This window comes from Pseudomonas sp. B16(2017), assembly GCF_002113205.1.
Classification (GTDB): Bacteria; Pseudomonadota; Gammaproteobacteria; order Pseudomonadales; family Pseudomonadaceae; genus Aquipseudomonas; species Aquipseudomonas pharyngis.
Genome location: NZ_NEKA01000001.1, coordinates 571,919 through 587,547 on the forward strand (window position 1 = coordinate 571,919; position 15,629 = coordinate 587,547).

The 15,629-nt window shown below is 61.2% G+C and carries 16 protein-coding genes and 1 pseudogene; 6 read left to right on the forward strand and 11 right to left on the reverse strand.

Translation table 11 applies throughout. The features are described from left to right. The first annotated feature begins 27 nt into the window (after nucleotides 1-27). On the forward strand, nucleotides 28-741 hold the full coding sequence (locus CAG25_RS02670) for a PA5502 family lipoprotein (protein WP_064592487.1): 714 nt from the start codon (nucleotides 28-30) through the stop codon (nucleotides 739-741). Nucleotides 742-834: 93 nt separating this feature from the next. Here CAG25_RS02670 and katE read toward each other — a convergent pair whose 3' ends face one another. Further along, nucleotides 835-2,976 (reverse strand): catalase HPII, encoded by a 2,142-nt coding sequence (katE, locus tag CAG25_RS02675; protein WP_085612519.1) that lies wholly within the window; start codon nucleotides 2,974-2,976, stop codon nucleotides 835-837. A gap of 260 nt (nucleotides 2,977-3,236) precedes the next feature. Between katE and CAG25_RS02680 the strand changes: the two genes are divergently transcribed. The 3 genes from CAG25_RS02680 (at nucleotide 3,237) to CAG25_RS02690 (ending at nucleotide 5,766) form a co-directional block, all read left to right on the forward strand. Next, nucleotides 3,237-4,244 (forward strand): methionine ABC transporter ATP-binding protein, encoded by a 1,008-nt coding sequence (locus CAG25_RS02680; RefSeq protein ID WP_007953999.1) that lies wholly within the window; start codon nucleotides 3,237-3,239, stop codon nucleotides 4,242-4,244. Then, nucleotides 4,244-4,918, forward strand: a complete 675-nt coding sequence (locus CAG25_RS02685; protein WP_007953997.1) for a methionine ABC transporter permease — start codon at nucleotides 4,244-4,246, stop codon at nucleotides 4,916-4,918. The genes CAG25_RS02680 and CAG25_RS02685 overlap by 1 nt, the downstream gene beginning before the upstream one ends. A gap of 74 nt (nucleotides 4,919-4,992) precedes the next feature. Beyond that, nucleotides 4,993-5,766: a MetQ/NlpA family ABC transporter substrate-binding protein gene (locus CAG25_RS02690; protein WP_064592492.1), complete on the forward strand. Its 774-nt coding sequence runs from the start codon at nucleotides 4,993-4,995 to the stop codon at nucleotides 5,764-5,766. Nucleotides 5,767-5,878: 112 nt separating this feature from the next. Here CAG25_RS02690 and CAG25_RS02695 read toward each other — a convergent pair whose 3' ends face one another. Genes CAG25_RS02695 through CAG25_RS02715 form a run of 5 tightly spaced genes read right to left on the reverse strand, consistent with a single transcriptional unit; the run spans nucleotide 5,879 to nucleotide 9,787 of the window. Further along, nucleotides 5,879-6,514, reverse strand: a complete 636-nt coding sequence (locus tag CAG25_RS02695; RefSeq protein WP_085612520.1) for an SCO family protein — start codon at nucleotides 6,512-6,514, stop codon at nucleotides 5,879-5,881. Continuing rightward, nucleotides 6,511-7,410, reverse strand: a complete 900-nt coding sequence (gene cyoE / locus CAG25_RS02700; RefSeq protein ID WP_085606403.1) for a heme o synthase — start codon at nucleotides 7,408-7,410, stop codon at nucleotides 6,511-6,513. Before cyoE ends, CAG25_RS02695 begins: the two co-directional genes overlap by 4 nt. Continuing rightward, nucleotides 7,398-8,477, reverse strand: a complete 1,080-nt coding sequence (locus tag CAG25_RS02705; RefSeq protein WP_085612521.1) for a heme A synthase — start codon at nucleotides 8,475-8,477, stop codon at nucleotides 7,398-7,400. The genes cyoE and CAG25_RS02705 overlap by 13 nt, the downstream gene beginning before the upstream one ends. 10 nt (nucleotides 8,478-8,487) lie before the next feature. Beyond that, the gene (locus tag CAG25_RS02710; protein ID WP_064384047.1) at nucleotides 8,488-9,081 is read right to left on the reverse strand and encodes a hypothetical protein; all 594 of its coding nucleotides are present in this window, start codon (nucleotides 9,079-9,081) and stop codon (nucleotides 8,488-8,490) included. Beyond that, nucleotides 9,047-9,787 carry an SURF1 family protein gene (locus CAG25_RS02715; RefSeq protein WP_085612522.1) on the reverse strand — a complete coding sequence of 247 codons (741 nt, stop codon included), beginning with the start codon at nucleotides 9,785-9,787 and terminating at the stop codon, nucleotides 9,047-9,049. The genes CAG25_RS02710 and CAG25_RS02715 overlap by 35 nt, the downstream gene beginning before the upstream one ends. A 72-nt stretch (nucleotides 9,788-9,859) precedes the next feature. Here CAG25_RS02715 and CAG25_RS02720 point away from each other — a divergent pair, with 72 nt between their 5' ends. Beyond that, nucleotides 9,860-10,063, forward strand: a complete 204-nt coding sequence (locus CAG25_RS02720; protein WP_064592503.1) for a twin transmembrane helix small protein — start codon at nucleotides 9,860-9,862, stop codon at nucleotides 10,061-10,063. Between the two features lie 9 nt (nucleotides 10,064-10,072). Here the strand turns inward: CAG25_RS02720 and CAG25_RS02725 are convergent, their stop codons facing one another. The 4 genes from CAG25_RS02725 to coxB form a co-directional block, all read right to left on the reverse strand. Next, nucleotides 10,073-10,960, reverse strand: coding sequence for a cytochrome c oxidase subunit 3 (locus tag CAG25_RS02725; protein WP_011331798.1), 888 nt, complete (start codon nucleotides 10,958-10,960; stop codon nucleotides 10,073-10,075). Between the two features lie 25 nt (nucleotides 10,961-10,985). Further along, nucleotides 10,986-11,537: a cytochrome c oxidase assembly protein gene (locus CAG25_RS02730; protein ID WP_074689750.1), complete on the reverse strand. Its 552-nt coding sequence runs from the start codon at nucleotides 11,535-11,537 to the stop codon at nucleotides 10,986-10,988. 129 nt (nucleotides 11,538-11,666) lie between these two features. Beyond that, nucleotides 11,667-13,259: a cytochrome c oxidase subunit I gene (ctaD, locus tag CAG25_RS02735; protein ID WP_085612523.1), complete on the reverse strand. Its 1,593-nt coding sequence runs from the start codon at nucleotides 13,257-13,259 to the stop codon at nucleotides 11,667-11,669. A gap of 82 nt (nucleotides 13,260-13,341) precedes the next feature. Further along, entirely contained in the window at nucleotides 13,342-14,469 is a 1,128-nt protein-coding gene (gene coxB / locus CAG25_RS02740) for a cytochrome c oxidase subunit II (protein WP_011331801.1), read from the reverse strand. A 369-nt stretch (nucleotides 14,470-14,838) separates the two neighbouring features. Between coxB and CAG25_RS02745 the strand changes: the two genes are divergently transcribed. Beyond that, nucleotides 14,839-15,471, forward strand: a complete 633-nt coding sequence (locus tag CAG25_RS02745) for a hypothetical protein (protein WP_039764833.1) — start codon at nucleotides 14,839-14,841, stop codon at nucleotides 15,469-15,471. A gap of 34 nt (nucleotides 15,472-15,505) precedes the next feature. Here CAG25_RS02745 and CAG25_RS28750 read toward each other — a convergent pair. Next, nucleotides 15,506-15,629: pseudogene (locus CAG25_RS28750) on the reverse strand (IS110 family transposase); the annotation flags it as partial.

Genomic DNA, 15,629 nt, shown 5'->3' on the forward strand with positions numbered 1-15,629 from the left:
TTTTTGCGCAAATAGAGAGTCGCAGGAATGAAGCCGTTCGCCTCCCGTTATCTGCTCCTTGTGGCCTTTTCAGTGCTGCTGGGCGCCTGCCAAAGCACGCCGCCGGTGGCCGAAGTCCCCGATGCGCGGGCCACGGCCATCGCACAGCTGGAGCAAAGCCTGGCCAGCAGCGAACTGGCCACTGCCGAAGACCAATTGGCAGCCTTGCAGGCCGAAACCCCCAACGATCAATCCCTTGAGCAATACCAGCGCCAGTTGGCCGAGGCCTATCTGCGCCGCAGCCAGATCGTCCTGCAAAAGGGCGATGTGAATGCGGCCGCGACCGCGTTGGCCCGTGCCCGCGTGCTGATGCCCAAGGCCCCGGCGCTGACCGGTGGCGTCAACGGCGCGATCACCGAGGCGCGCAAGGCTGAGCTGGAGAAAGCCGAAGCAGCACTCCAGGCCGCTGAAGCCAAGCCGAAGGCCAAAGTGATCGATCCGACTGCCGAAAGCACCACGGTTGCGCTGAATATCACTGATAGCCGCAAACTTCGCCGCCAACTGGATGCGATCGCCGCCGATGTGGTGAATTATGACTGTGCGGTGAGCATTCAGGCTCCGCGCACCAATGATTACCCGTGGCTGGCGACGTTGATCACCAAGCGCGTTAAGAAGCTCGATCCGGATTTCGATCTGCAAATCAAGAAGCAGATCCTACGCAGCGTTCCCGCTCAAGTGGTTTTGAGTCCTCGTAAACCATAAAAAATCGCGAGCAGGCTCGCTCCCACAGGTACAACATGATTCCTGTGGGAGCGGGCTTGCTCGCGAAGGCGTCCTTTCAGTCAACCAGCAACCTTAAGCTGGAATGGCCTTGGCCTTAGGCTCCCGATCCCATACCCGATGCTGCCCGATCGCCGCAAAGAACGGCTGGGTCAGCGCCTGCACATCCTTGCCTTCGATCAACCCCGCATCCGCCTCCAGCTTCAGCACGTCCAGCAACTGTTTGGCCTCGCCATGCAGCGCAATCGCCTTCAGGTGCTTGTACGCCTCCAGCAGGTAATGCAACGCCACGCCGTCACCGCTCAACGCTTTGACCGACGCCGCGCCACCCGGCACGAATACCGCATCGAACGCAATCGAAGGCAAACCTTCCATCGACGCATCCACCGCCAGGCTTTTGCCATCGGCGGTCTTCACCGGCGCCGAGGTCGGGCCGAGCAGTTTGGCGTGCGCACCTTCTGCCGCCAGCGCCTTCTTCATCGCATCAATCGCCGCACCATCGACGCCGTTGGCCGCAAGGATCGCAACTTTTCGGGTCTTGATGTTCTCCGGCAGCAGGTTGGCCTGACTCAGCGCTGGCGAGCGATCCAGTGATGTTTTGGGCACGTCCACGGTGCCTTTGCCTGGCGCTGGCAGACCCAGGTTGGCCGCCACGCGTTTGGCCAGTTCCAGATCGATGTTGGCGAGAATCTCGTTCACTTCCCGCGCCCGGATGAACTCACGCTCGACCTTGCCCAGTTCGAAACTGTAGGCGGCGATGATGTGCTCTTTCTCGTGGGGGCTCATGCTGTTGAAGAACAGCCGCGCCTGGGAAAAGTGGTCACTGAACGACTCGCTGCGCTGGCGGATCTTGTTGGCGTCGATACGCTCCGGATAGCTCTCGAACCCACCGTCCTGCGCAGCCGACGGGGTTTCTTTCGGCCAGCCGCTATCAATGGAATTGGGTTCATACGAGGCACGGCCCTTGTCGATCACCGTACGGTGCTGGGCATCGCGCTGGCCGTTGTGGAAAGGTGCGACCGGGCGATTGATCGGCAGCTCATGAAAGTTCGGCCCGCCGAGTCGGCTGATCTGCGTGTCGGTGTAGGAAAACAGCCGACCTTGCAGCAGCGGGTCATTCGAAAAGTCGATCCCCGGCACGATATGGCCGGGGCAGAACGCGACCTGCTCGGTTTCGGCGAAGAAGTTGTCCGGGTTGCGGTTGAGGGTCATCTTGCCCAGCGGCGTGATCGGAACGATTTCCTCGGGAATCAGTTTGGTCGGGTCGAGGATGTCGAAATCGAAGTCGTGCTCGTTTTCCTCTTCGATGACCTGAACGCCGAGTTCCCATTCCGGGTAGTCACCCATTTCAATGGCTTCCCAGAGATCGCGCCGATGGTAGTCGGTGTCTTTACCCGCGAGTTTTTGCGCCTCGTCCCATACCAGCGAACAAGTGCCGGCAGTAGGGCGCCAGTGGAATTTGACGAAGCGCGATTTGCCCTCGGCATTGATCAGCCGGAAGGTGTGCACGCCGAAGCCCTGCATGCTGCGCAGGCTTTTCGGGATGGCCCGGTCGGACATGGCCCAGATCACCATGTGTGCCGATTCCGGCACCAAGGACACGAAGTCCCAGAAGGTGTCGTGGGCCGAGCCACCGGTGGGTATTTCGTTGTGCGGCTCGGGTTTTACCGCGTGGACGAAGTCGGGAAACTTGATCGCGTCCTGTATGAAAAATACCGGCATGTTGTTGCCGACCAGATCGAAGTTGCCTTCGTCGGTGAAGAACTTCACAGCAAAACCGCGCACGTCACGGACGGTGTCGCCGGAGCCGCGCGGCCCCTGGACCGTGGAAAAGCGCACGAACACCGGAGTTTTCTTCCCCGGATCCTGCAGGAAACCGGCCTTGGTCAGCGCCGCATGGTTCTCGTAGCTTTGAAAGAATCCATGGGCGCCGGTGCCGCGGGCGTGAACGATGCGCTCGGGAATCCGTTCATGGTCAAAGTGCGTGATCTTCTCACGCATGATGAAGTCTTCCAGCAGCGACGGCCCGCGAGCCCCGGCCTTGAGGGTGTTCTGGTTATCAGCAATTTTCACGCCCTGGTTGGTGCGCAGGGCCTGACCGGTAGCGTCGGAGCGAAACTTTTCCAGGCTGTCGAGTTTGGCGTTGGTATTGGCGCGATCCGGGGTATCGGTGCCGGCCAGTTGGCTTTTGTCATCGGCAGGTTTCTTGGTACTCATCAGTCATGAACTCCTGTTTGTCCCGGGATTGCTCCGGGACGCTTGAGTGTTTCCCAGGCACGGCACCCAGGGTTTTCAAGTCGCTTAAGTAGTGACTAACGAGGGTTTCGGGCGTTCCTTTTTTATGACCTTTGATCCTGTTATTGCCAAATCGAAGGTTATTTGCGAAATAAATGCTAAGAACCTCTATACGGACAGGCTAAAATGCGCGCCCGGCTAACCGCTGATCCTTTTCCAACGCGCCCCACAAGGTTCGCTACGTGATCGAGTTTCAAAACGTCCATAAGACTTACCGCGTCGCCGGTAAGGACATCACCGCGCTGCACCCGACCAGCTTCTCCATCGAGAACGGTCAGGTGTTCGGCCTGATTGGCCATTCCGGCGCGGGAAAAAGTACCCTGCTGCGTCTGATCAATCGCCTGGAGCAATCCAGTGGCGGCAAGATCATCGTCGACGGCGAAGAAGTCACCGCGCTGGACGCCAACGGCCTGCGCCGTTTCCGTCAGCAGGTCGGGATGATCTTCCAGCACTTCAACCTGTTGGCGTCCAAGACCGTGGCCGACAACGTCGCGCTGCCGCTGACCCTGGCCGGTGAACTGTCCCGCGCCGAGATCGACCAGCGTGTGGCCGAGTTGCTGGCGCGGGTCGGTCTGTCCGATCACGCCAAAAAGTACCCGGCGCAGCTGTCCGGCGGTCAGAAGCAGCGTGTCGGCATCGCCCGCGCCCTGGCGACCAAACCGAAGATCCTGCTGTGCGACGAAGCCACCAGCGCCCTCGACCCGCAGACCACGGCGTCGGTCCTGCAACTGCTGGCCGAGATCAACCGCGAGCTGAAGCTGACCATCGTCCTGATCACCCACGAGATGGATGTGATCCGCCGCGTGTGCGATCAGGTCGGCGTGATGGATGCCGGTGTGATTGTCGAGCAAGGTTCGGTAGCCGATGTGTTCCTGCATCCGAAACACCCGACCACCAAGCGCTTTGTTCAGGAAAGCGAGCAGATCGACGAAAGCGAGCAGCGCGATGACTTCGCTCACGTGCCGGGCCGCATCGTGCGTCTGACCTTCCAGGGCGAAGCGACCTACGCGCCGTTGCTCGGTACCGTCGCCCGGGAAACCGGTGTGGACTACAGCATCCTGGCCGGTCGTATCGACCGCATCAAAGACATTCCTTACGGGCAATTGACCCTCGCCGTCACCGGTGGCGACATGGAAGCGGCGTTCGCCCGCTTCACCGCCGCTGACGTTCATATGGAGGTGTTGCGCTAATGGAAGACCTGATGAGTTTCTTCACCAATATCGACTGGTACGAAATCTGGCTCGCAACCGGCGACACCATGATGATGCTCGGCGGTTCGCTGCTGTTCACCGTGCTGCTCGGCCTGCCGCTGGGCGTGCTGTTGTTCCTGTGCAGCCCACGCCAGTTGCTCGAAGCCAAAGGCGTGTACGCCTTGCTGTCGCTGGTGGTGAACATCCTGCGTTCGCTGCCGTTCATTATTCTGTTGATCGTGATGATCCCGTTCACCGTGCTGATCACCGGCACCTCGCTGGGCGTGGCCGGTGCGATTCCACCGCTGGTGGTAGGTGCAACGCCGTTCTTCGCGCGGCTGGTGGAAACCGCCCTGCGTGAAGTCGATCGCGGCATCATCGAAGCGACCCAGTCGATGGGCGCGACCACTCGCCAGATCATCATGAACGCTTTGCTGCCGGAGGCCCGTCCAGGCATCTTCGCAGCGATTACGGTGACGGCGATTACACTGGTTTCCTACACGGCGATGGCCGGGGTGGTCGGTGCCGGTGGCCTGGGTGACCTGGCGATCCGTTTCGGTTACCAGCGGTTCCAGACCGACGTGATGATCGTTACCGTGGTGTTGCTGCTGATTCTGGTGCAAGTGCTGCAAATGGTCGGCGACCGACTGGTCGTGCACTTCTCGCGCAAATAACCGGTTTTGTAATGACATGAGCCGGCCATTCGCTGGCAGGCGCCAGACGGGCGCCGTAAAAAGGAGTTAGCTGAATGAAAAAACTGATCGTTGCCCTGGCTGCCGTTGCAGCGTTCTCGGCCCACGCCGACGAAACCCTGACCGTTGCTGCCACTCCGGTACCGCACGCGGAAATCCTCGAATTCGTGAAGCCGGCTCTGGCCAAAGAAGGCGTGGATCTGAAGGTCAAGGTCTTCACCGACTACGTTCAGCCGAACGTCCAGGTGGCCGAGAAGCGTCTGGACGCCAACTTCTTCCAGCACCAGCCGTACCTCGATGAGTTCAACAAGGCCAAGGGCACCAGCCTGGTGTCCGTGACCGGCGTGCACCTGGAACCGCTGGGCGCCTACTCCAGCAAGTTCAAGAAAATCGAAGAGCTGCCAAGCGGCGCCAACGTGGTGATCCCGAACGACGCCACCAACGGCGGCCGTGCGCTGTTGCTGCTGGCCAAGGCCGGCGTGATCACCCTGAAGGATCCGAGCAACATCCTGTCGACCGTCAAGGACATCGCCCAGAACCCGAAAGACCTGAAGATCCGTGAACTGGAAGCCGCGACCATCCCGCGCGTGCTGACCCAGGTCGACCTGGCGCTGATCAACACCAACTACGCGCTGGAAGCCAAGCTCGATCCATCCAAGGACGCGCTGGTCATCGAAGGCAGCGACTCGCCTTACGTGAACATCCTGGTGTCCCGCGCGGACAACAAGGACAGCGATGCCATGAAGAAACTGGCCGCTGCGCTGCACAGCCCGGAAGTGAAGAAATTCATCACCGAGAAGTACAAAGGCGCGGTGCTGCCGGCGTTCTGATTCGGACGCCGCAACGAAAAAGGGGACGCCATTGGCGTCCCCTTTTTTGTGCCCAAAACACAGCCCCTGTGGGTGCGGGCTTGCCCGTTCCCACATTGGAACAGTGCTTTTCTTACTTGCGGTTCAACATCACCGGCAACTGCGCCACCAGCTTGGCATTATTCAACGGCGCCCGAATAAACCCGCGCTGTGTCCCGTCCGGCCCGATCACCGCCAGGTTGCCGCTGTGATCCACCGTGTAATTCGGCTTGCTGGTGTCCGCCGGAATGAACGGAATGCTCACCGCGTTCGCCACCTTCTGCAGCTCGTCGATGGACTTTGGTGTCAGGCCGATGAACTGTGGATCGAAGTAGCCCAGGTACTGTTTCAACTGCGCAGGGTTATCGCGGTTCGGGTCGACGCTGACCAGCACGATCTGCAACTTGTCCACGGCATCCTTCGGCAGTTCGCTCTTGATCTGGCGCAGCTGGGCGAGGGTGGTCGGGCAGATGTCCGGGCAGAAGGTATAGCCGAAGAACAGCAGGCTCCACTTGCCCTTGAGCTCGTTGATCGTAACCGGTTGGCCGTCCTGATTGGTCATCGTCACGTCCGGCAGGTTGCGGCTCTGCGGCAGCAGGATGATGCCGGCGTCGATCAGTGCGGTCGGGTCGCCCTGGCCCTTGCCGCTCAGCACTTTGTTGACGGTCAGGCCGAGGATCAGCGCGATCACGGCGACGAGGATGAAGACGGTTTTCTGGGTTCGAGTCATAGGTTCAACAGTAAGTAGTGGTCTACGAGCAGGGCGATGAACAGCAGAAACAAGTACCAGATAGAGTACTTGAAGGTGTTGATCGCCGCGTGCGGCCGGGTGCCACGGTACAGCACCACGGCCCATTGCAGAAACCTGGCACCCAGACCGAGCGCGCAGATCAGGTACAGCAGGCCGCTCATGTGGATCACATACGGCAGCAGGCTGACCGCCAGCAGGGCGAAGGTGTACAGCAGAATGTGCACCTTGGTGTAGTGCTCGCCGTGGGTGACCGGCAGCATCGGAATGTCGGCCTTGGCGTATTCCTCCTTGCGATGGATCGCCAGCGCCCAGAAGTGCGGCGGGGTCCAGGCGAAGATGATCAGCACCAGCAGCAGCGGTTCGGCACTGACGTGGCCGGTGGCGGCGGTCCAGCCGAGCAGCGGCGGGGCGGCGCCGGCGAGGCCACCGATGACGATGTTCTGCGGCGTCGCGCGTTTGAGAAAACCGGTGTAGATCACCGCGTAGCCGAGCAGCGAGGCCAGGGTCAGCCAGGCAGTCAGCGGGTTGGTGAAAGTCAGCAGCAAGGCCTGGCCGAGCAGCGCCAGCACCAGCGCAAAGGTCAGTGCCGCCGTGGGCGAAACCCGGCCCTCCGCCAGCGGCCGTTTATGGGTGCGGGCCATGACCGCATCGATGCGCCGGTCCACCACGTGATTGACCGCCGCCGCGCCACCGGCACACAACGCGATCCCCAGGTTGCCGAACACCAGCACCGTCCACGGCACCCCGGCGCGGGTCGCGAGGAACATGCCGACCAGCGAGGTGATCAGCATCAGCACCACGACTTTCGGTTTGGTCAGCTCCAGGTAATCACGCCACAGCGCCTGCGCCGGACGTTCGCCGATCAGAATCGCCATGGCGTCTCTCCTTTAATCGTGATGGGCGCCGCCGAGTGTTTGCGCGGGCTCAGGCGCCAGCGCGCGATCATCGGCTGCCTGACCCGAACCAGGCTGGTTCGCGCGTGATAGTTGACCAGCACCATGGTCAGCAACAGCGCTGCACCGCCGGCGTTGTGCGCTAAGGCCACCGGCAGCGGCAGATGGAACAGCACGTTGCTGATGCCGAGGGTGATCTGCGCGCCGAGGGCGATCAGCACCAGCCCGGCCAGTCGTGTCATGCCCACCACTTTCAGTTGCCAGGCCAGACCGAGCAGGACGACCGTCACCAGCAACGCGCCGATGCGGTGGGTCAGGTGAATTGCCGTGCGTGCATCGCTGTCGAGTTGCCCGCCCAGGTAATTGGGGCCGATGTGTTGGGTCAGGTGAAAGCCGTTGGCGAAATCCGCCGGCGGCAGCCATTGGCCGTGGCAGGTCGGGAAGTCGATGCAGGCCACCGCCGCGTAGTTGGAACTGACCCAGCCGCCGAGAGCAATCTGGCCGATCACCAACAGCAATCCGGCAGTCGCCCAATATTGCAGACGCTTGGGCACGGTCAGCGCCGGCAGCACGCCGGACAGTCGCAAGGTCAGCAGAAACAGCAGGCTCAGGGTCGCGAAGCCACCGAGCAGATGCCCGGTTACCACTTGCGGCCAGAGCTTGAGCGTCACCGTCCACATGCCGAACGCTGCCTGGGCGAACACCACCGCCAGCAGAAACAGCGGCAGCTTCAGCGGTTGCCCGGGATGACGACGGTTGACCCACGCGCGACCGGCCAACACCGAGATCAGCAGGCCGAGGGTGCCGGCGAAGTAGCGGTGGATCATCTCGTTCCAGCCTTTGTGCGCCTCCACTGGCGAGTCGGGGTAATGCAGTTCGGCATGGGCCAGCTGGGCTTCGCTTTTCGGCACGCTGATGAACCCGTAGCAGCCCGGCCAGTCCGGACAGCCGAGGCCGGCATGGGTCAGGCGGGTGTAGGCGCCGAGCAGCACGACGATCAGTGCCAGCAGGGTGGCAAACAGCGCGAGGCGAAATCCAGGTTTGGCCATGACGATGCCCTTATCCGATGTTCGACAGTTTCAGCAGGTGGCGCAGGTCGTTGAGCAGATCCTTGCCCTTGACGCTCGGGTCATAGCGCAGCACGAGGTTGCCGTGGGGGTCGATGATCCACAGCTGCGGCGTGGCCTTGTCGCCCGTGGCCTTGCTGAAGGTGGCTGCGTCCAGCGGGTAGCGTTGCAGCTGCGGATATTCGCGGGTCAGCTTGGCTTCGTAGTCGGCAGCCAACGGTTGTGCAGCGGCCAGGGCGTGGCTGGCGCGCCCGGCTTCGCGGCCTAGGCCGATCTGGATCTGCCGCGCCAGGTACACCAGTTGCTGGCAGTCCACCGCGCAATCCTTCGGTGCGGTAACCAGCATCTGCCAGCGCGTTTCGTCAGCCTGGATGCCGAGGTCGGCGCGGGTCTGGCCGTTGCCGATCAGTTCGCCGTGGTAGCTGCGACCTTCCGGCACCCAGAACTGCAACTTGTACATGCCGGTGGCGAGGATCATCGGACCGACCACGCCGAGCACGATCAGCAGCAGCTGGATGCGTCCGCGACGGCGACTGGCCGGGACTTTCGTTTCAGACATGCTGGGTGGATTCATGGCCGCTCCCATGGTGTTTCTCCTTTGCGTTGTGCCAGCCGAGATAGAGGTAGAGACCGAGCAGGGCGGTGGCCATGGCGAACCACTGCACGGCGTAACCGAGGTGTTTTTCCGGGCCCATCGCGACCACCGGCCAGTCGGCCTGATAGCTGGCGGGGCCGGGTTCGGCGCGTAATTCGTAGGCGAAGCCGTCGCGTTCGAGGGTTTTCCACAACTTCGCGGGGTCGATGGCGGTGACGGTTTGCGGCCAGGTGCTGCTGACCGGATCGGCATGCAGCTGGAAGGTGGCGCCGGGGGCGACATACACCCAGGCATCGACATTCACGGCATCGGTCGGGGTGTTGAATTGCGGTGCCGTGCGCCGGTCCGGCCACGGCAGCCAGCCGCGATTGACCAGCAGCCACTGGCCGCTGCGCTGATCCTGAAACGGTTGCAGCAATTCGACACCGACCTTGCCGTTGCGCTGACGGTTGTCCAGCAACAGGCTGTGGGCGGCATCGAACTGGCCGTGCAGATGCACCCGGCGAAAGGCCGGATCGGCGCTGTGCAGCAACTCGGTGCTGGCCATCGGTTCGGCGGCGCGGCGTTCGGCGTAGCTGGCGAGCAGGGCGGTTTTCTCCGCGCCCCGGCCCAGTTGCCAGAAGCCCAGCGAAATCAGCAACGGCAGCAGCAGGCCGACCACCAGTGTCGGCACCACGCCCGGCCGGAAGCGCTTCATGGTCGCGCCAGAAAATCAGTCAGTGCGATCGCTATACTCAACTGCATCGCTTGTTCCCCCGGAGTTCTTCCCATGCTCAAAGCAGCCATCGTCCTGATGCTGATTGCCACGGTGGTCAGCCTGTTCAGCGGCCTGTTTTTCCTGGTCAAGGACGACAGCAGCTCGAATCGGCTGGTGATCGCCTTGAGTGTTCGGGTGACGTTGGCCGCTGTCACCGTCGGCCTGATCGCCTGGGGTTTCTACAGCGGCCAACTGGTGTCGCACGCGCCTTGGTAGCTCTGTTCCTCAGAGCACGTAAACGAAGATGAACAAGCCGATCCACACCACATCGACGAAGTGCCAATACCAGCTTGCCGCTTCAAAACCGAACTGATGTTCGTTGTCGAAGTGGCCCTTCATGATGCGCATCAGCATCACGAACAGAATGATCGTGCCGATGGTCACGTGGGCGCCGTGGAAACCGGTGAGCATGAAGAACGTCGCGCCGTAGATGCCCGAGCCGAGGGTCAGCCCCAGTTCGTGGTAGGCGTGGATATATTCTTCGGCCTGGAAACCGAGGAACGCGCAGCCCAGCAGCACGGTGATCGCCAGCCACAGTTTCAGCGCGCCGCGATGACCTTTCTTCAGCGCATGGTGGGCGATGGTGATGGTTACGCTGGAGCTCACCAGCAGGATGGTGTTGATCAGCGGCAGGCCCCAGGGGCTGATGACTTCCTTGGGCGGCGGGAACAGTTTCGGATCCGGCGTGTGCAGCAGCGGCCAGGTGAACTGGAAGTTCGGCCAGAGCATGTGGGCGATGCCTTTGGTGCCTTCGCCGCCCAGTGCCGGGCCGGAAATGTGTCGCACGTAGAACAGCGCGCCGAAGAAGGCGATGAAGAACATCACCTCGGAGAAGATGAACCAGCTCATGCCCCAGCGGAACGAGCGGTCCAGTTGCGGGCTGTACAACCCCGCGCGGCTCTCCTTGATCACCGTACCGAACCAGCCGAACAGCATGTACGCCAGCAACAGGCCGCCGACGAAAAAGATCAGCGGGCCGTGGGATTCCGGACGCGCTGCCTTCAGATCGTTGAACCAGGTCGCCAGGCCGTACACGGTGACGAACATCCCCACCGTGGCGACGATCGGCCACTTGCTCTGGGCCGGGACGTAATAGTGCTCATGAGTTGCCATTTATTGTTCTCCTTATCGGGCACGCTTAACCGCCAGTGTTTGCAGCCACCGGAGGATGTCGGGCGGTGATATCGAACAGCGTGTAGGACAGCGTCAGGTGCTTCACGTCCTTGGGCATGTCGCGGTCAACGATGAAACGCACCGGCATCTCGATCTGCTGACCGGGCTGCAGCACCTGCTGGGTAAAGCAAAAGCATTCGGTCTTGTGGAAATACGCCGCCGCATTGCTCGGCGCGATGCTCGGTACGGCTTGCGCGCTCATCGGCTTGTCAGTGGGATTGCGGGCGATGAAGATCATCTCGTTCACCGCGCCGGGGTTGGCCGTCAGTTCGTCATGCTTGGGATAGAAATCCCATGGCATGTCGGCGGTGTTGGTCGACAAAAACTGCACCCGCACCTGCCGCGAGGCATCGACGGTCTGCTCGCCCTCGTACTGCCCGGCGGTCTTGCCGTTGATGCCGAACGCCTTGCACATCACGTCGTAGATCGGCACCAGGGCAAAACCGAAGACGAACATCGCCACCACCACGCCGAGCAGTCGGGTGACCAGCTTCTTCAGCGAAATCGAGTCAGCCATGATCTTTGCCCTCGGCCGAGAACCCTGTGGGAGCTGGCTTGCCAGCGATGCGGCCGACGCGGTGTTTCAGGCCGGCCGCCATCGCGGGCAAGCCCGCTCCCACAGGAGTTTCCACAAGGCAGAAAGTGTTCATTTCACTTCCGGCGGCGTGGTGAAGGTGTGATACGGCGCCGGTGACGGCACGCTCCATTCCAGACCTTCGGCGCCATCCCACGGTTTGGCCGGAGCCGGTTCGCCGCCACGGATGGTCTTGATCACGATGAACAGAAAGAAGATCTGCGTGGCGCCGAACATGAACGCGCCGATCGACGACACCATGTTGAAGTCGGCGAACTGCAGGTTGTAGTCCGGAATCCGCCGGGGCATGCCCGCCAGTCCCACGAAGTGCATCGGGAAGAACGTCAGGTTCATGCCGACGAAGGACAGCCAGAAGTGCAGCTTGCCCAGGGTTTCGTCGTACATGTGGCCGGTCCATTTCGGCAGCCAGTAATAGGCCGACGCGAAGATCCCGAAGATCGCCCCCGGCACCAGCACGTAGTGGAAATGCGCAACCACGAAGTAGGTGTCCTGGTACTGGAAGTCGGCCGGGGCGATGGCCAGCATCAGCCCGGAGAAACCGCCGATGGAAAACAGGATCACGAACGCCACGGCAAACAGCATCGGCGTCTCGAAGGTCATCGAGCCTTGCCACATGGTGCTGGCCCAGTTGAACACCTTCACCCCGGTTGGCACCGCGATCAGCATCGTCGCGTACATGAAGAACAACTCGCCCACCAGCGGGATGCCCACCACGAACATGTGGTGCGCCCAGACGATGAACGACAGGAACGCGATGCTCGCCGTGGCGTAGACCATCGAGGTGTAGCCGAACAGCGGCTTGCGCGAGAAGGTCGGAATGATCTGGCTGACGGCACCGAAGGCCGGCAGGATCATGATGTACACCTCGGGGTGGCCGAAGAACCAGAACACATGCTGGAACAGCACCGGGTCACCGCCACCGGCAGCACTGAAGAAGCTGGTGCCGAAGTGGATGTCCATCAGCATCATCGTCACGCACCCCGCCAGCACCGGCATCACCGCGATCAGCAGGAACGCGGTGATCAGCCAGGTCCAGACGAACAGCGGCATTTTCATCAGGGTCATGCCGGGGGCGCGCAGGTTGAGGATGGTGGCGATCACGTTGATCGCGCCCATGATCGAACTGATCCCCATCAGGTGGATGGCGAAGATAAAGAACGTCACGCTTTCCGGCGCATAGGTGGTGGACAGCGGTGCGTAGAACGTCCAGCCGAAGTTCGGCCCGCCACCGGCGGTGAAGAGGGTCGAGACCAGCAGCAGGAACGCCGCCGGCAGCAGCCAGAAGCTGAAGTTGTTCATCCGCGGCAGGGCCATGTCCGGCGCACCGACCATCAACGGGATCATCCAGTTGGCGAGGCCGACGAACGCCGGCATCACCGCACCGAAAACCATCACCAGCCCGTGCATGGTGGTCATCTGGTTGAAGAATTCCGGCTGCACGATCTGCAGGCCGGGCTGGAACAGTTCGGCGCGGATCACCATGGCGAACGAGCCGCCGAGCAGGAACATGCAGAACGCAAACCACAGGTACAGCGTGCCGATGTCCTTGTGGTTGGTGGTCAGCACCCAGCGCATCAGGCCTTTGGCGGGGCCGTGGGCGTGGTCGTGGTCGGCATGACCGTGGTCATCGATGACAGCGCTCATGGCCGGTCTCCTTCAAGTGAGTGGACTGGGCAGGCCGGGACGCAGGGCCCCGACCGGTTCACGAAGTACGCAATAGACCGGCTCATTTGCTTTCCGCCTGTTTCAGCTCCAGCACTTCTTTTGGCGTGACCATGTCGCCCTTGTTGTTGCCCCAGGCGTTACGTTCGTAGGTCACGACCGCTGCGATATCGACTTCCGACAGCTGCTTGCCGAACGCCGCCATGGCGGTGCCGGGCTTGCCGTGGAAGACAATGCTCAGGTGCGCCTCTTTCGGGCCGGTGGCGATTTTCGAGCCCTTGAGGGCCGGGAACATTGGTGGCAGGCCCTGGCCTTCAGCCTGGTGACAGGCGACGCAGGTGGTGTGGTAGATCTTGTCGCCACGTTCCTTGAGTTCGTCGAGGGTCCATTCCTTGCTGGTCAGCTCCTTGAGCTGCAACGCTTCGGCCTTGCGCTCGGCGAGCCATTTTTCGTAGTCGGCCTTCTCCTTGACGTCGACCACGATCGGCATGAAGCCGTGGTCCTTGCCGCACAGTTCGGCGCACTGGCCACGGTAGAGGCCGGGCTTGTCGATGCGGGTCCAGGCTTCGTTGACGAACCCGGGGATCGCATCGCGCTTGACCGCGAAGGCCGGCACCCACCAGGAGTGGATCACGTCGGCGGAGGTCACGAGGAAGCGCACCTTGGCCCCGGTCGGCAGTACCAGCGGCTTGTCGACCTCGAGCAGGTAGTGTTCGCCCTTGGCTTCCTTGTTGTGGATCTGCTCGGCGGGCGTGGCCAGGTTGCTGAAGAACTCGACGTCCTGGCCCAGGTATTTGTAGTGCCACTTCCACTGATAACCGGTGATCTGGATATCGATATCCGGCTCACTGGTGTCGTACATCTTGATCAGGGTCGCGGTCGCCGGAACGGCCATCGCCACCAGAATCAGCAGCGGGACGACGGTCCAGAGAATTTCGACGGTGGTGCTTTCGTGGAATTTTGCGGCGACCTGCCCGGTGGAACGGCGGTGCACCATCATCGACCAGAACATGGCGCCGAAGACGATGATCCCGATCACCACACAGATCCAGAAAATGGTCATGTGCAGGTCGAATACTGCGTGACTGATTTCAGTCGCTCCAGGCGCCATATTCACAGTCCAGGCAGCTTGCACCGGGCTGAAAATCGACCACAACAGGAGGCCCATCCAGACGTGTGGATGTCGCATCATTGCGGGTTCCCCTTATCGTTCTTGTTATCCCGCCGGCTTTCACCAGAGGCAAGGGAGCGGCTGCATCAGACTACGAACTTGAATCGCCGGGCCTTGCTGCGTGGGCAGTCGGGCGTCATCAGCTAACTCCATTCAATGGCGAGTATAGACAGCCACCGAGAAATGCAATGTGAGGACGTAAATCGAATGAAACAGCTGACGCTTGCGTTCCAGGGCACGAATGGAGAAGGATGCAGACGAGTGGTGGCAAACCGATATAACGCCGGTGCATCAAGGATGAAATAATTATGACAAATGCGTCTTAGCATTTTTCGTAAGCCAGCTAAGTTATGTCTTCCCTATTTCATTGCCTTGTTTCCTGGAGTTTTCATGAACACCGCCGCATTGCGCGAGCAAATACACATAGCCCGACAACACGAGATTGAAACCGGAAAGCTGACCCGTCAGCTCGAAGCTCAAATGCAACACCTGCACCCGGCGATCCAGTTGCCGGAAACCGACGCCAACGGCGTGCTGACGCGTTTTGTCGCCGCCTACATCGACGAAGTGCCAGACCTGCTGGATGCAGCCAATGAAGTCGCCAGGGAAGCGGGAATCGAATCGCAGATCAAACCGGTGCTGAAAATCGCCGAGCAGTACTTCCTCCAGCCGCCCGTGGGCCTGGACAGTCTGCTGGACGAAGCCTATCTGGCGCACCGTTTTGTCGAAGAGGTCAACGACCTGTACATCAAGCATTTCGGCCAGCCACTGATCCCCTTGGACATGACGGTCGCCAATCTGATTGCTCACCAGTTGATCGGTGAGGAATTTGCCAACCAACTCGACGAAGTGGTGCACCACGCGGTGGACAGCATGCTCGACGACGACAGCTTTGCGCTGGAGTCGGTGGAAGCCTACCGCGAGAAACTCAGTAGCCCGGACACCGGTGCGGCATGGAAACGCTGGCCGTGCATGAGCCGCCGTCTGGGCGTGGGCCTGGAGCTGGATCAGCCTGCTGCATAAACCAGAGTTGCACGCGATTCAAATGTGGGAGATTCTATGTTGCAGGGGAACCCTGCAACCTTAAATTCGGTTGGTATTCGCTCTGGTTTTTCATGAGGGCGAATGCCACCCGGCAAAGCTTGCGGGCGAGGATGACCAAGGCTTGGGTTCTGGCTAGA

What these genes read in the sequence shown, in the direction of transcription:
- CAG25_RS02710 (WP_064384047.1), bottom strand. Translation starts at nt 9,081, where the DNA reads ATGGGAGCGGCCATGAATCCACCCAGCATGTCTGAAACGAAAGTCCCG.
- CAG25_RS02730 (WP_074689750.1), bottom strand. Translation starts at nt 11,537, where the DNA reads ATGGCTGACTCGATTTCGCTGAAGAAGCTGGTCACCCGACTGCTCGGC.
- katE (WP_085612519.1), bottom strand. Translation starts at nt 2,976, where the DNA reads ATGAGTACCAAGAAACCTGCCGATGACAAAAGCCAACTGGCCGGCACC.
- cyoE (WP_085606403.1), bottom strand. Translation starts at nt 7,410, where the DNA reads ATGGCGATTCTGATCGGCGAACGTCCGGCGCAGGCGCTGTGGCGTGAT.
- CAG25_RS02725 (WP_011331798.1), bottom strand. Translation starts at nt 10,960, where the DNA reads ATGGCAACTCATGAGCACTATTACGTCCCGGCCCAGAGCAAGTGGCCG.
- CAG25_RS02715 (WP_085612522.1), bottom strand. Translation starts at nt 9,787, where the DNA reads ATGAAGCGCTTCCGGCCGGGCGTGGTGCCGACACTGGTGGTCGGCCTG.
- ctaD (WP_085612523.1), bottom strand. Translation starts at nt 13,259, where the DNA reads ATGAGCGCTGTCATCGATGACCACGGTCATGCCGACCACGACCACGCC.
- CAG25_RS02720 (WP_064592503.1), top strand. Translation starts at nt 9,860, where the DNA reads ATGCTCAAAGCAGCCATCGTCCTGATGCTGATTGCCACGGTGGTCAGC.
- CAG25_RS02705 (WP_085612521.1), bottom strand. Translation starts at nt 8,477, where the DNA reads ATGGCCAAACCTGGATTTCGCCTCGCGCTGTTTGCCACCCTGCTGGCA.
- CAG25_RS02695 (WP_085612520.1), bottom strand. Translation starts at nt 6,514, where the DNA reads ATGACTCGAACCCAGAAAACCGTCTTCATCCTCGTCGCCGTGATCGCG.
- CAG25_RS02690 (WP_064592492.1), top strand. Translation starts at nt 4,993, where the DNA reads ATGAAAAAACTGATCGTTGCCCTGGCTGCCGTTGCAGCGTTCTCGGCC.
- CAG25_RS02670 (WP_064592487.1), top strand. Translation starts at nt 28, where the DNA reads ATGAAGCCGTTCGCCTCCCGTTATCTGCTCCTTGTGGCCTTTTCAGTG.
- coxB (WP_011331801.1), bottom strand. Translation starts at nt 14,469, where the DNA reads ATGATGCGACATCCACACGTCTGGATGGGCCTCCTGTTGTGGTCGATT.
- CAG25_RS02685 (WP_007953997.1), top strand. Translation starts at nt 4,244, where the DNA reads ATGGAAGACCTGATGAGTTTCTTCACCAATATCGACTGGTACGAAATC.
- CAG25_RS02745 (WP_039764833.1), top strand. Translation starts at nt 14,839, where the DNA reads ATGAACACCGCCGCATTGCGCGAGCAAATACACATAGCCCGACAACAC.